The 14,255-nt window shown below is 44.2% G+C and carries 13 protein-coding genes and 1 pseudogene; 11 read left to right on the top strand and 3 right to left on the bottom strand.

Going from position 1 to position 14,255, the window contains the following annotated elements; all coding sequences use genetic code 11:
- The first annotated feature begins 96 nt into the window (after nucleotides 1–96).
- Nucleotides 97–1,371 carry a hypothetical protein gene (locus LGZ99_RS10555; RefSeq protein WP_036839436.1) on the top strand — a complete coding sequence of 425 codons (1,275 nt, stop codon included), beginning with the start codon at nucleotides 97–99 and terminating at the stop codon, nucleotides 1,369–1,371.
- A gap of 96 nt (nucleotides 1,372–1,467) precedes the next feature.
- Here LGZ99_RS10555 and LGZ99_RS10550 read toward each other — a convergent pair whose 3' ends face one another.
- Nucleotides 1,468–2,073, bottom strand: coding sequence for an HD domain-containing protein (locus tag LGZ99_RS10550; protein ID WP_036839435.1), 606 nt, complete (start codon nucleotides 2,071–2,073; stop codon nucleotides 1,468–1,470).
- 14 nt (nucleotides 2,074–2,087) lie between these two features.
- Nucleotides 2,088–3,077 (bottom strand): tRNA-modifying protein YgfZ, encoded by a 990-nt coding sequence (gene ygfZ / locus LGZ99_RS10545; RefSeq protein ID WP_036839433.1) that lies wholly within the window; start codon nucleotides 3,075–3,077, stop codon nucleotides 2,088–2,090.
- Nucleotides 3,078–3,253: 176 nt separating this feature from the next.
- Between ygfZ and sdhE the strand changes: the two genes are divergently transcribed.
- Nucleotides 3,254–3,520 carry an FAD assembly factor SdhE gene (gene sdhE, locus LGZ99_RS10540; RefSeq protein ID WP_023045161.1) on the top strand — a complete coding sequence of 89 codons (267 nt, stop codon included), beginning with the start codon at nucleotides 3,254–3,256 and terminating at the stop codon, nucleotides 3,518–3,520.
- Complete coding sequence (locus tag LGZ99_RS10535) at nucleotides 3,501–3,908, top strand: protein YgfX (RefSeq protein ID WP_023045162.1); 408 nt, start codon at nucleotides 3,501–3,503, stop codon at nucleotides 3,906–3,908. Before sdhE ends, LGZ99_RS10535 begins: the two co-directional genes overlap by 20 nt.
- A gap of 20 nt (nucleotides 3,909–3,928) precedes the next feature.
- On the opposite strand, the gene fldB is transcribed toward LGZ99_RS10535, so the two are convergent.
- On the bottom strand, nucleotides 3,929–4,447 hold the full coding sequence (fldB, locus tag LGZ99_RS10530; RefSeq protein ID WP_021326192.1) for a flavodoxin FldB: 519 nt from the start codon (nucleotides 4,445–4,447) through the stop codon (nucleotides 3,929–3,931).
- Between the two features lie 108 nt (nucleotides 4,448–4,555).
- Between fldB and xerD the strand changes: the two genes are divergently transcribed.
- The 8 genes and pseudogenes from xerD to LGZ99_RS10490 all read left to right on the top strand — a co-directional run bounded on the left by xerD (nucleotide 4,556) and on the right by LGZ99_RS10490 (nucleotide 14,255).
- Nucleotides 4,556–5,467 carry a site-specific tyrosine recombinase XerD gene (gene xerD / locus LGZ99_RS10525; RefSeq protein ID WP_021326193.1) on the top strand — a complete coding sequence of 304 codons (912 nt, stop codon included), beginning with the start codon at nucleotides 4,556–4,558 and terminating at the stop codon, nucleotides 5,465–5,467.
- Nucleotides 5,468–5,490: 23 nt separating this feature from the next.
- Entirely contained in the window at nucleotides 5,491–6,192 is a 702-nt protein-coding gene (gene dsbC / locus LGZ99_RS10520) for a bifunctional protein-disulfide isomerase/oxidoreductase DsbC (protein ID WP_262979103.1), read from the top strand.
- Between the two features lie 5 nt (nucleotides 6,193–6,197).
- Complete coding sequence (gene recJ / locus LGZ99_RS10515; protein WP_262979102.1) at nucleotides 6,198–7,931, top strand: single-stranded-DNA-specific exonuclease RecJ; 1,734 nt, start codon at nucleotides 6,198–6,200, stop codon at nucleotides 7,929–7,931.
- A 136-nt stretch (nucleotides 7,932–8,067) separates the two neighbouring features.
- A protein-coding gene (gene prfB / locus LGZ99_RS10510) for a peptide chain release factor 2 (protein WP_152552746.1) occupies nucleotides 8,068–9,166 on the top strand; the annotation gives its coding sequence in 2 pieces (ribosomal slippage) (nucleotides 8,068–8,142 and nucleotides 8,144–9,166; 1,098 coding nt in all).
- 9 nt (nucleotides 9,167–9,175) lie between these two features.
- Entirely contained in the window at nucleotides 9,176–10,690 is a 1,515-nt protein-coding gene (lysS, locus tag LGZ99_RS10505; RefSeq protein WP_021326197.1) for a lysine--tRNA ligase, read from the top strand.
- Nucleotides 10,691–11,020: 330 nt separating this feature from the next.
- Nucleotides 11,021–11,317 (top strand): annotated as a pseudogene (locus tag LGZ99_RS10500) (primase-like DNA-binding domain-containing protein); the annotation flags it as partial.
- Between the two features lie 164 nt (nucleotides 11,318–11,481).
- On the top strand, nucleotides 11,482–13,038 hold the full coding sequence (locus LGZ99_RS10495; protein ID WP_262979101.1) for a type I restriction-modification system subunit M: 1,557 nt from the start codon (nucleotides 11,482–11,484) through the stop codon (nucleotides 13,036–13,038).
- Nucleotides 13,035–14,255 (top strand): restriction endonuclease subunit S, encoded by a 1,221-nt coding sequence (locus tag LGZ99_RS10490; protein WP_200875289.1) that lies wholly within the window; start codon nucleotides 13,035–13,037, stop codon nucleotides 14,253–14,255. The genes LGZ99_RS10495 and LGZ99_RS10490 overlap by 4 nt, the downstream gene beginning before the upstream one ends.

Genomic DNA, 14,255 nt, shown 5'->3' with positions numbered 1-14,255 from the left:
CCCTTCGGGCTTTTCGCCTTATATCCCCGCCCGCATTGGGCGAGGGTTTACGGCGGATTTTGCTAAATGTATAAACTTAAACTCAGGAGAATTCCCATGAGTAAAATGAAGACTTTTACTGAAACTTTAGCCGTATTACATCAGTATCATCATCTGGTTGGTATAGAGCGGCAGCCAAAGCAACTTAAGACCTCGGATTTTGACGGCAAAGTAGTATTTTCTAACGATCCGAAGACCGCGACTGTGCCCCCTGCATTCTTTACGGTACAAACCATACAAGAGCTGAAGGAACTCGGCGGTGTGCCTGACAGTGAGTATGGCCCTGGCAGAATGGAACCCCACCATCCGTTGCCGGAACCGTTTTCTGCTGAACGGCTGGCAAATGTCACGGGTAATCATATTGATTTGTGCAAAGCGTTTAGAGCCTATATCTATAGTGATTCTGCTTTGGTCAAAGATTATGAAGACATTCTTAATACTAAACGCTTCCCGATGAAGATTGCGCTGTACAGTGGCGAAAGTATTACTATTACCGCAGATAATCCAGTGATTGTTGAAGATAAAGAGGGTTATGGTGAGCCGGTTGCCTTGGTGTATGACCAGATAATCTTTGAACAAGGAGGTCAAATTATTTACTGCACTAACGGTAGCATTGAAGCGAACAGTGTTATAGGACATGGAACCGATAAAAAGCAGGGTATTGTCAATAGAGGTACTGATGGAATCGATAATTCAGAGGGGAGCCAAGGAAATAATGGGATTAATGGCAGTAATGGTAATGCTGGTACAGAGGGTAAAAGCAGCTGCAACATTCAATCCACACCAGGTACAGATGCAACCAGTGGTTCTGCGGGAGCATCAGCGGGGAATGGTGGACGAGCTGGAGATGCAAATGACGTCACTGTTACGGTTCAATCTGTTATAGGGTTAGTCAATGCGCTATCACTGGGTGGTCGTGGTGGTCACGGTGGTGACGGTGGAAATGGGGGGAATGGCGGAAATGGCGGAAATGGGGGGGATGTTAGCAAAACAAAAAGCAAGTGTAGTCCTGGGTCTGGAGGAAACGGCGGGTCTGGAGGAAATGGCGGGGATGGGGGAGATGGGGGTAAAGGTGGAGACAGTGGTAACATCTATATTAATTTCTCTGACGGTCAGCCAATAATTAATGCTCTGTCATATAGAGGTGATGGTGGTAATGGCGGGAAAGGTGGAAAAGGCGGGAAAGGCGGTAGTGGCGGTAGTGGCGGAATAGGCGGGAGCAGCGGAGAAAATAACGGCCAACCAGGCGCATCTGGTCAAGATGGTTCTGAGGGAAAACCAGGAGATGAAGGTATATCTGGTAAGATATTTATCAACGGCCAGTCACAGTGAATCCTGAGTGGTGCAGGAATGAGATAAGTCTCATTTCGTGCGCCATATTTTTTATATGGCGCACTGAATTTGTAGTATGAAATGGTTGGGGAAAAGTTACTTCAACCAGCCTTTCTTCTGAGCAGATTCTAACTGTGGCAGCAGATATTGCCAGAATTCGGGATAGACATCGGCAATAAATTGATTACGACTCATCACCTGCTCAAGACGAATACCATTTTCCACCCAGCTTTGTCCCTTATTATGCAGATTCATCAGAATCGGCATTAATCTATCCAGCGTAATAGCAAAACGGGCATCCTGACTTTCCCCTGCTTCATATTCCTGCCAAAGTGACATAAAGTGATTTTTTTGCGTTTCAGGTAGTAAACCAAAAAGACGATTAGCGGCTTTAACTTCCTGATCATGAATGGCTTCACGAGCAGCTAAATCATAAACCATCACATCACCGGCATCGATTTCAACGATATCGTGAATCAATGCCATCTGAATAACCCGCTGAATATCAACTTCTTTCACATACGGCGCAAAACTCATCGCAGCGATAGCAAAATGCCAGCTATGCTCTGCTGAATTTTCCTGACGGTAGTTATCCAATAATTTAGTGCGCCGCTGAACTTTTTTCAGTTTATCCAGCTCCATCAAAAAACCGATTACATCCGTAAAAGGGCCAAAATCAACGGCAGGTACTGCTAACGACATACAAACCTCATAAATTATTTTTCTTCAACAAGGGAATAAGGCAGAGGCTGAATGGTCAGTGAATGTTCTTCATCGTCACGGATCCGGAACACACTATTACTTTCCATATCATTATTCATGACGACCTGTACCCAAATACGATTGTCATTCAATTTAACGGCAGCTAAAACGGTACCCGTTCTCCGCCATTTATCTCCCAATTGCCATTCCAGATCATCACCGGCAGCCGGCATTTTGGAAGCACTACCCGCCAGCCAGTACATTGCGCGTTTATTTGCGCCGCGATATTTAGCACGGGCCACCATTTCCTGACCGGTATAACACCCTTTTTTAAAACAGATACCACCCGCGAGTGCCTGGAGGTTAGTTGCCTGTGGAATAAACTGCGCGCTGTTGGCAGCATCAATGACCGGGAAACCTGCTTCAATATCCAGAGCCAACCACTGTTCGCTGTGATTAAGTTGAGCTTGAAGTTTTTCTGTTAGCTGTTCAACAGTGGCAGTGTCTGTAACCAGAAGGAACCGCTCAGACGGCAAAGCAAAATGGAGCAAAGTAGTGGCTTCATGTTGAACGACAGCATTATCTGCATCCGGCAGTGCAGGGAAGATATTGCTTAGTGCTTCACGGCAGCCTTTACCTGCGACACCTAGCAGTACCGTATTTTCATCCTGAACTAGCGTAATTTTAGAGAATACTGCATATTTTTTCAGCTCCTTAAGCTGGTTTTCCAGCACACTGCGGCGTGCAATATAAGCAAAACTTTCACCACGATGAAAGAGACGCAGATTGCTCCACATTTTGCCTTTTGCGTCACAATGCGCACTGAGCACATGTTGATTCGCTGCAAGAACAGCAATATCTGCTGTCACCTGACCTTGCAGATATTTTTCTGCATCCGGTCCGGTTGCTGTTACCAGACCCCAGTCATCCAGAGAGATTAACGTCAGGGGAAGGGTTGATGAAGACAATGGAGATTGTGAAGAAAACGGAGTTTTATAAGCCATGACACATCCTGCCAGTCAGATATTTGAGCCAATGATGCATAATGGTAAAAGAGCTGAAGCACAATGCAAGTAGTTATTATTGCTATTAGCTGGCATGATGCAGGAGTTTGCCGGGCGATTTAATGGCTGATGGTTTTAAGATAAACAATGAGAATTAAAAAGGGGATTTTTTGAACATGGATATTGATAATAAAGCACGTATACATTGGGCATGTCGGCGTGGAATGCGTGAGTTGGATATTTCAATTATGCCGTTTTTTAAGCATGAATATGACTCACTCTGTGATGATGATAAACAACTTTTTATTCGCTTACTTGAATGTGCTGATCCTGATCTGTTCAACTGGTTGATGAATCATGGACGTCCGGAAGATGAGGCGCTATTCCGCATGATTAAACTTATTCAGAATAGAAATAAAGCTCGTGGTCCTGTGGAAATGTGATCTCAGGGTATCCTGGCATACCCAGCTGATTTCCACCTGTGTTCATGGTGCGATAGCGTTTATCGTATTGTTGGCTCCGTGGCCGGCGGATGACTCTATTTTCTGGCTTCCTTTGGTACTGTTGGTTATTGCCAGTTGGGGGCGTAGTCAGAAAAATATCCGTAAATTACAAGGGCCTTTGGTTCTACTCAATAACAATAAGTTGCAATGGAAAAAACATGAGTGGCAAATTATCCGCCAGCCGTGGATGTGCCGCTATGGTGTGCTGATCACAGCGCAATCTTTTTATAACCGGAAAAAAATCCGTTTATGGATAGCATCTGATAGTATGCCACAGGATGAGTGGAGGAATATCAACCAACTGTTATTGCAATATCCTGATACCTGATTGAGCTGAAATTGCCCTGATTAAAGTAAAGGTTCCATTTCTTGCAGGATTTGCATACACCATTGTGATAAACGATCATCAGTTTGCTCAAATTGGTTTACGTCATCCAAAGCCAGCCCGACAAATTGTGAACCATTATCAGTTAATGGCTTCGGGCTGGTAAATTCATAACCTTCTGTAGGCCAGAAACCAATGAAATGTACACCAGAAGGGAGTAAATGGTGATATAGCATACCGAGAGCATCAAGGAACCATTCGCCGTAATCAATTTGATCACCCATACCGTACATGGCGACGATTTTTCCCTGTAAATTAAGGGAAGGAAGTTGATCCCAGATAACCAGCCAATCTTCCTGCAATTCGCCAAAATCCCACGTTGGGATACCAAGAATCAGTACCGAATACTCTTCCATTAATTCAGGTGTTGTCTCTTTAATATCGTGGAGATCAACCAAATCTTCGCCGAGGATATCGCGGATTTTCTCTGCTACCATTTCGGTGTAGCAGGTGCTGGAGCCGTAAAAAAGACCAATCTTCATCATTAATCATTATGGTTTTTGAATATCTGGGGTGGCATTGTAACAGAATAATTGCTTTTTCAGGCATAATAGCCAGCAGAGATATGCAGATTTAAGGAAAAGAGTTTCGTGTCAAAACAACAAACTCAGTTGACAAATCCACTGATAGAACAATTTCTTGATGCTATTTGGCTGGAGCATGATCTTGCGGAAAATACTCTTGTTTCTTACCGGCTGGATTTACAGGCGCTGGATAATTGGTTAATACATCATGGTCACGATTTATTATCTGTCCAGGCGATTGATTTGCAGTCTTTTCTGGCAGAACGGGTGGATGGAGGGTATAAAGCCAGTAGCTCGGCGCGTTTATTAAGCGCCATGCGTCAGTTATTTCTCTATTTTTACCGGGAAAAAATGCGGGAAGATGATCCGACAGCGCTTTTATCTGCACCGAAATTACCAAAGCGGTTGCCGAAAGATTTAAGTGAAAAGCAAGTAGAAGATTTGCTTAATGCACCTTGCACAGATCAGCCTGTGGAGCTAAGGGATAAGGCGATGCTTGAAGTGCTTTATGCCTGTGGTTTGCGGGTATCTGAATTGGTGGGGTTGACACTGTCTGATGTTAGTTTGCGCCAAGGCGTGGTGAGAGTCATTGGTAAAGGGAATAAAGAACGATTGGTACCTTTAGGCGAAGAGGCCGTTTACTGGCTGGAGAATTACCTGGAGTATGGGAGAGCCGGGTTGCTGAATGGTGCCACGCTGGATGTGCTTTTTCCCAGTAACCGGGGGCGGCAAATGACCCGACAGACTTTCTGGCATCGCATTAAACATTATGCTGTATTGGCTGGTATTGATACTGAACGGTTATCTCCTCATGTTTTGCGCCATGCATTTGCAACGCATTTGCTTAACCATGGTGCTGATTTACGGGTTGTGCAGATGTTGCTGGGGCATAGCGATCTATCCACAACACAAATATATACACATGTCGCAACCGAGCGGCTTAGATTGTTACATCAACAACATCATCCGCGTGGGTGAGCATGGATTTAAAGGAACTGAAAATGAAAAAAAGCGTGTTATGTTTCCCTCTTTTGCTGGCCTTATTTAGTGGAAATGCGCTTGCTGATGATGGTGCGGTTCGTGGAGCGATGCAAAAGCTGGGGATCAAGGCAGAAAATATCCAGCCATCACCGATTGTTGGCTTGAATACGGTAGTGACCGAGCAAGGTATCATTTATCTGTCTGATGACGGCAAATATTTATTGCAAGGGCCGATTTACGATATCAGTGGCAGTACTCCGGTGAATGTCAGTAATCAATTGTTGATGAAAAAGCTGGAGGCGATGAAAGACCAAATGATTGTTTACAAAGCGCCGAAAGAGAAGCATGTTGTTACTATTTTCACTGATATTACATGTGGTTACTGCCATAAATTGCATGAAGAGATGAAAGAGTACAATAAACTTGGCATTACTGTTCGCTATCTGGCATTCCCGCGTCAGGGGATGCAGCATCAGTCCGCTAAAGATATGCAATCTATCTGGTGCAGTGCAACACCACAAAAATCACTGGATGCTGCGTTTAAAAATGAGGGCATTTCGCCAATCAAAGAGTGTAAAGTGGATATCGCTAACCATTATAAATTGGGAGTCCAGTTTGGCGTACAGGGAACACCGGCAATTATTCTTAAAGATGGCAGCTTGTTAGGTGGATATATGCCGCCGGAAGCGCTGGCAAAAGCATTAGATCAGCGTGGTAAATAAGTTTAGTGAATATTGAAACACAACTCCGCCGCCGCCCGGCGGTGGATGATAGTCATCTTCCACAACAGATTCATCCATTATTGCGCCGTTTATATGCCATTCGTGGCATCCAACAAGCTAATGAATTGGAACGCAGTGTTCAGGGATTACTGAATTACCAGCATTTGAGTGGTGTGGAACAGGCAGTAACGCTATTGTTGACCGCACTTCATGAACACTGGCGCATTGTTATTGTCGGTGATTTTGATGCTGATGGTGCAACCAGTACTGCACTGGCGATCCGCTCGCTACGGGCGATGGGCTACCGTAATCTTGATTATCTGGTACCCAATCGTTTTGAAGATGGTTATGGCTTAAGCCCACAGGTGGTAGAAGAGGTTGTCAAAAAAGGCGCTGACCTGATTATTACTGTGGATAACGGTATCTCTTCCCATGACGGCGTTGTGGCTGCACATCAGCATCATATGAAAGTGATTGTGACTGATCATCACTTGCCGGGAGAAATTCTGCCCGCCGCTGATGCCATTATTAACCCCAATCTGTCTGATTGTTTATTCCCATCTAAATCATTGGCAGGGGTTGGCGTCACATTTTATCTGATGTCTGCGCTAAGGGCTGCGCTGAGAAAAGAACAATGGTTTGAAAAACAGGGAATTGCGCTGCCAAATCTGGCAGAAATGCTGGATCTGGTTGCGTTGGGCACTGTTGCTGATGTTGTTCCTTTGGATACCAATAATCGGATTCTGGTTTATCAGGGATTAAACCGCATCCGCGCAGGGCGCTGCTGTGCTGGGATCCGCGCATTACTGGAAGTTTCCAAACGTGATGCTTGTAAGCTGGCCGCCAGCGATTTGGGCTTCTTTCTTGGACCAAGGTTGAATGCTGCCGGTCGTTTGGATGATATGTCCATTGGCGTCGCTTTATTGCTCACTGACGACATGGCAAAGGCTCGTCAGATAGCTTGCGAACTGGACAGCCTTAACCATACCCGTCGTGAAATAGAGCAGGGAATGCAGCAGGAAGCACTGCAAATCTGCGACAAACTTGAACGTACCCGCACTGAATTGCCTTATGGTTTGGCGCTCTATCATCCTGAATGGCATCAGGGGGTAGTGGGAATATTGGCATCCCGAATTAAAGAGCGTTTTCACCGGCCTGTTATCGCTTTTGCACCGGCGGGTGATGGTATTTTAAAAGGTTCTGGCCGTTCAGTTCAGGGGCTACATATGCGTGATGCCCTTGAACGACTTGATACTTTAAATCCGGGGCTGATACTTAAATTTGGTGGTCATGCAATGGCTGCCGGATTGTCACTTGAACAGGATAAATTTGAACAATTCCAGCATCATTTTTCCACGTTAATGTCGGACTGGCTGGATATTTCGCAACTTGAAGGTGTTATCTGGAGTGATGGCGAGTTGGCAATGAATGAACTGTCATTGGAAGTTGCTGAAATACTGCGTGATGGCGGCCCTTGGGGGCAAGCTTTCCCGGAGCCTGTTTTTGACGGTAAATTCAGGTTGCTGCAACAACGCATTGTGGGAGAGCGTCATTTAAAAGTGATGATAGAACCATTAAATGGTGGGCCGATGCTGGATGGTATCGCATTCAATATCGATCTTGCCCGCTGGCCGGATAACAGCGTCCGTGAAGTGGAACTCGCCTATAAACTGGACATTAATGAATTCCGGGGCAACCGTAATGTGCAGCTTTTGATCCAGCATCTTTGGCCTTATTAAAAAATAGTCACGTATTCAAATGAGAGTACGTGACAAATCTATTGAAATGCTATAAACCCTTTGCCAAATCCGTTACAATGTGCGGTTCGAAAAATATCCCATTTATCTACGACTACACAACGTAAGACACTAAAATATGTTTGAAATTAATCCGGTAAAAAACCACATTCAGGACCTGTCTGAACGGACAATGGTTCTGAGGGGGTATCTTTGACTATGATGCCAAGAAAGAACGCTTAGAAGAAGTTAACGCCGAACTGGAACAGCCTGATGTCTGGAATGAACCGGAACGGGCACAGGCTTTGGGTAAAGAACGCTCTTCACTTGAAGGGATTGTCGAGACTATCGATCAGCTTGAACAGGGGCTGGAAGATGTACAAGGCTTACTGGAACTCGCGGTAGAAGCTGACGATGAAGAGACGTTTAATGAAGCTGTGGCAGAATTGGAACAGCTTGAAGGCAAACTTGGTCAGTTAGAATTCCGCCGTATGTTCTCTGGTGAGTATGACAGTGCTAACTGCTACCTTGATTTACAGGCAGGCTCTGGTGGTACGGAAGCACAGGATTGGGCAAGTATGCTGATGCGTATGTACCTGCGTTGGGCTGAATCTAAAGGTTTTAAAACTGAAATCATCGAAGAATCCGATGGTGAAGTTGCCGGCTTGAAATCAGCGACCATCAAGATCATAGGTGATTATGCTTATGGTTGGTTGCGTACTGAAACTGGAGTTCACCGTTTAGTACGTAAAAGCCCATTTGATTCTGGTGGTCGTCGCCACACTTCATTCAGTTCTGCATTCATCTATCCCGAAGTGGATGATGATATTGATATTGAAATCAACCCGGCAGACTTACGTATCGACGTGTATCGCGCATCAGGTGCGGGTGGTCAGCACGTTAACAAAACCGAATCTGCGGTGCGTATTACCCATATTCCAACCAACATTGTGACTCAGTGTCAGAATGATCGTTCTCAGCATAAAAACAAAGACCAGGCCATGAAGCAGTTGAAAGCGAAGCTGTATGAGCTGGAAATGCAGAAGAAAAATGCTGATAAACAGGTTATGGAAGAGAATAAATCGGATATCGGCTGGGGCAGCCAAATCCGCTCTTATGTTCTGGATGACTCCCGGATCAAAGACTTGCGCACAGGCGTTGAAACACGTAATACACAATCTGTGCTGGATGGTGATCTGGACAAATTCATTGAAGCAAGCCTGAAAGCTGGCTTATGAGGAACTAATATGTCAAAACAACAACAGGGCGCAGAACAGGCTCCCGATTTAAACAATGAACTGCAAACCCGTCGCGAAAAACTGGCGGCTTTACGGGAGAATGGTGTTGCTTTCCCGAATGATTTCCGTCGTGAAAACATTTCAGGAGATTTGCACGCGCAATACGACGACAAAACTCAGGAAGAGCTGGAAGCACTGAATATTGAAGTGGCGGTTGGTGGTCGTATGATGACCCGTCGTATCATGGGTAAGGCTTCTTTCGTAACGCTACAAGATATGGGTGGTCGTATTCAGTTATACGTTGCTCGTGACGATTTGCCTGAAGGCATTTATAACGAACAGTTTAAAAAATGGGACCTGGGAGACATTCTGGGCGCTCGGGGCAAACTGTTTAAAACCAAAACCGGTGAACTTTCCATTCACTGTACTGAACTGCGTCTGCTGACAAAAGCGCTGCGCCCATTGCCGGATAAATTCCACGGTCTGGCTGATCAAGAAACCCGTTACCGCCAGCGCTACTTGGATCTGATCGCTAACGAAGAATCACGCAAAACCTTCCAGATTCGCTCTCAGGTTTTATCTGAATTGCGTAACTTCATGGTCAGTAAACGCTTTATGGAAGTGGAAACACCAATGATGCAGGTGATCCCGGGTGGTGCGTCGGCCCGTCCGTTTATCACTCATCACAATGCGCTGGATATTGACATGTATCTGCGTATTGCGCCGGAACTTTACCTGAAACGTCTGGTTGTGGGTGGTTTTGAACGTGTGTTTGAAATTAACCGTAACTTCCGTAACGAAGGCGTCTCTCCGCGTCATAACCCTGAGTTCACCATGATGGAACTCTATATGGCTTACGCGGATTACCAAGATCTGATTGTTTTGATCGAAGAGCTGTTCCGTACTTTGACTCAAAATATTTTGGGCAATACGTTGGTTAAATATGGTGAGCAGGAATTTGATTTCGGTAAACCCTTTGTCAAAATGAGTATGAAAGAAGCTATTTGCAAATATCGTCCTGAAACCAAAATGGCTGATTTGGATGATATGGACAAAGCAGTGGCTATCGCTGAATCACTTGGTATTGAAGTGGAAAAAGGTTGGGGCCTTGGTCGCGTTCAGTGTGAAATCTTCGAAGAAACCGCTGAAAGCCACCTGATTCAACCGACATTTATCACTGAATACCCGGCAGAAGTTTCTCCGCTGGCTCGCCGTAATGATGAAAACCCGTTTATCACTGACCGTTTTGAATTCTTTATTGGCGGACGTGAAATTGGTAACGGCTTCTCAGAATTGAATGACGCTGAAGACCAGGCAGAACGTTTTGCTGAACAGGTTCGTCAGAAAGACGAAGGTGATGATGAAGCCATGTTCTATGATGAAGATTATGTCACGGCACTGGAACACGGCATGCCACCAACCGCAGGTTTGGGTATTGGTATTGACCGTATGATAATGCTGTTTACTGACAGCCATACCATTCGTGACGTTATTCTGTTCCCGGCAATGCGCCCACAGAAATAACAGTCAGAATTCAGCTTCAAATCGCAACTCCCTATGGCATAACTGCCAAGGGAGTTTTTATTTTCAACTGATTGAAATATAGATAACTTAAATCAATACGGGCTTTTTCTCAAGAGCTTTACCAACCGACTTCAACCAAGCAAAAAGTAAGCATACAGTCCAATGATGCTGAGCCTTCCAAGCTGACATTATGCCAGATGGGAGCCAGTCAGCGCGGGGAAGTGTTACTAGCGTGTTATGATGCTTCGGAAACAGCTCATCACTATGACGGTATTGTCTGGCGTCCAATCAGAGATCGCGATTTAAAACGGGAAATGGTAGCGGCCTTATCGTTTTGCTGATCCACAAGCAGCAAAGCTTTTATTGGCAGAGCAACAGAAATCAGAGGAAGCACTGGATATCAAGCGCGGTACTGATCCACTGGTCGATTTCTGCGGCTATCTGATTGCATCCGGTGAAGCTGACGGTCTGTTAATCGGCAATGCAGAAATTATGCCGTTCAATCCCCGAAAATACCTTTATCATGCCTACCTTGCCTATATGAAAGGAAATAACCTGAATAAGCCCATTTCCGTAACCCGTTTTGGCATGGATATGCCGGGCGCACTGACAGAGTATAACCAGCAAGAACAGGATTGCCTATCAGGTTGGAAGCACAGTCCAAAATGATCCAGAGATGACTACTAAACTTGTAGCGATTCAAAATGATTAGAACGTCTTTACTCGTTATAATACTGGGATGATTATGGGCCGATGGCCATTCAAAAACGTATTAAAAGTGGAGTTTCGCAATGACAAGTACCCAACAACGCGCCGAATTACAGCGTCAAATCTGGCAAATTGCCAACGATGTGAGAGGTTCAGTTGATGGCTGGGATTTCAAACAGTATGTACTAGGTACGCTGTTTTATCGCTTTATAAGTGAAAACTTTGCAAACTACATTGAAGGCGGTGATGAGAGTATCAACTATGCCGAGCTTTCAGATGATATTATCACTGACGATATTAAAGATGATGCTATTAAAACCAAAGGCTATTTTATTTACCCAAGCCAGCTGTTTGTTAATATTGCCGCAAGTGCTAATAAAAATGACAATTTAAACAAAGACTTAAATTCCATTTTCGTCGCTATTGAAAGCTCAGCCAGAGGCTACCCATCTGAAGCTGAGATTAAGGGTCTTTTTGCCGATTTTGACACCACCAATAACCGTTTAGGTAATACCGTTAAAGACAAAAACACCCGCTTAGCCGCCGTATTAAAAGGCGTGGCAGGGCTTCAATTTGGTCAGTTTGAAAATAACAAGATTGATCTGTTTGGTGATGCTTACGAGTTTTTAATCTCTAACTACGCTGCTAATGCAGGTAAATCAGGCGGTGAATTTTTTACACCACAACACGTTTCTAGGCTAATCGCTCAGCTCGCCATGCACGGGCAAACCAGCGTGAATAAAATATATGATCCAGCCGCTGGTTCGGGTTCACTGCTATTACAAGCCAAAAAACACTTCGATGCCCACATTATTGAAGACGGTTTCTTTGGTCAGGAGATTAACCATACCACCTATAACCTTGCGCGTATGAATATGTTTTTGCACAACATTAACTACGACAAGTTTAATATTATGTTGGGCAACACCTTAACCGAACCGCATTTTGGTGATGACAAACCGTTCGATGCCATCGTCTCTAATCCACCGTATTCGGTGAAATGGATTGGCAGTGATGATCCAACACTGATCAACGATGACCGCTTTGCTCCCGCTGGCGTATTAGCGCCGAAGTCCAAAGCCGACTTTGCCTTTGTACTGCACGCATTGAGTTACTTATCCAGCAAAGGCCGCGCGGCAATTGTTTGCTTCCCGGGTATTTTTTACCGTGGTGGAGCTGAGCAAAAGATCCGCCAATATCTGGTAGATAACAACTATGTTGAAACCGTGATCTCATTAGCGCCTAACCTGTTTTTTGGCACGACCATTGCTGTAAATATTCTGGTGCTGTCTAAACACAAAACCGACACCACTACTCAGTTTATTGATGCAAGCACTCTGTTTAAAAAAGAAACCAATAACAACATACTTACCGACAATCATATCGAACAAATTATGCAGGTGTTTGATAGCAAAGCTGATATTGAACATTTGGCAAAATCAGTCAGTTTTGAAGCCATCGCCGCTAACGATTACAACCTGTCGGTAAGTAGTTATGTAGAAGCCAAAAACAATCGTGAAGAGATTGATATTAAAAAACTCAATGCCGAATTAAAGATCACTGTTAAAAAAATCGACCAGCTGCGAGCGGATATTGATGCCATTATTGCTGAGATTGAAGACACGGAGAATGAGGGATGAGCAACATGAGCTTTATGGAAAAATTGCTTGATGGTGCAGAAATAAAATGGGAGCCGTTGGGACAAGTGCTTGTCCGTACCAAAGGAACAAAGATTACCGCTGGTCAGATGAAAGAGTTGCATAAAGATGGAGCTCCATTGAAGGTTTTTGCTGGTGGAAGGACTATTGCATTTGTAAATTTTGAAGACATACCTGCAAAAAATATAAATAGAGAACCTTCCATTATCGTCAAATCTCGAGGCGTTATTGAATTTGAGTACTATGACAAACCATTTACTCATAAGAATGAAATGTGGTCATATTATTCAAAAAATGACGAAATCAACATCAAGTATGTTTACTACATACTAAAATTGAATGAGCCCCATTTTCAGAGTCTTGGCAGTAAAATGCAAATGCCACAAATTGCAACACCTGATACTGATAAATTTCAAATCCCCATACCGCCATTTCATATCCAAGAGGAAATCGTCCGCATTTTGGACGCCTTTACCGAGCTTACCGCTGAGCTTACAGCTGAGCTTACAGCTGAGTTTACCGCCCGTAAAAAGCAGTACAACTATTATCGCGACCAGTTGTTAAGTTTTGAAGAAGGTGAGGTGGAATGGAAGACTTTGAGAGATATATCGACAAAAGTTTCTTCTGGTGGAACTCCTTTATCAACTAGGGAAGATTTTTATGATGGCGATATCCCTTGGTTGCGTACGCAAGAAGTTTGCTTCAACGAAATCCTTGATACAGATATAAAAATTACTGAGCTTGCTGTAAAAAACTCATCAGCAAAATGGATTCCAGCTAATTGTGTAATAGTGGCAATTTCAGGAGCTACTGCCGCACGCTCTGCCATAAACAAAATTCCGCTTACTACCAATCAGCACTGTTGTAATTTAGAAATTAATCCAGAATGTGCAAATTACAGATATGTATTTCATTGGGTGTGCAATGAATACGATAAACTTAAAACACTTGGGCAGGGCGCTCGTTCTGATCTAAATGCAGGAATTATCAAGAATTATCTAATTCCCATTCCTTATCCGGAAGATCCTGTCAAATCACTTGCCGAACAAGAACGCATCGTCTCCATCCTAGATAAATTCGACGCCTTAACCAGCTCCATCAGTGAGGGTCTGCCGCGAGAAATTGAACTGCGCCAAAAACAATATGAGCATTATCGCAATTTGCTGTTGAATTTTCCTAAGCCAGAGGTAGAGGCGTAA

Origin of the sequence: Photorhabdus temperata (assembly GCF_025384845.1) — a bacterium.
Taxonomy (GTDB): Bacteria; Pseudomonadota; Gammaproteobacteria; order Enterobacterales; family Enterobacteriaceae; genus Photorhabdus; species Photorhabdus temperata.
The sequence above is the reverse complement of the archived record's forward strand: the minus strand, read 5'-3'. Positions and strand labels throughout refer to the sequence as shown.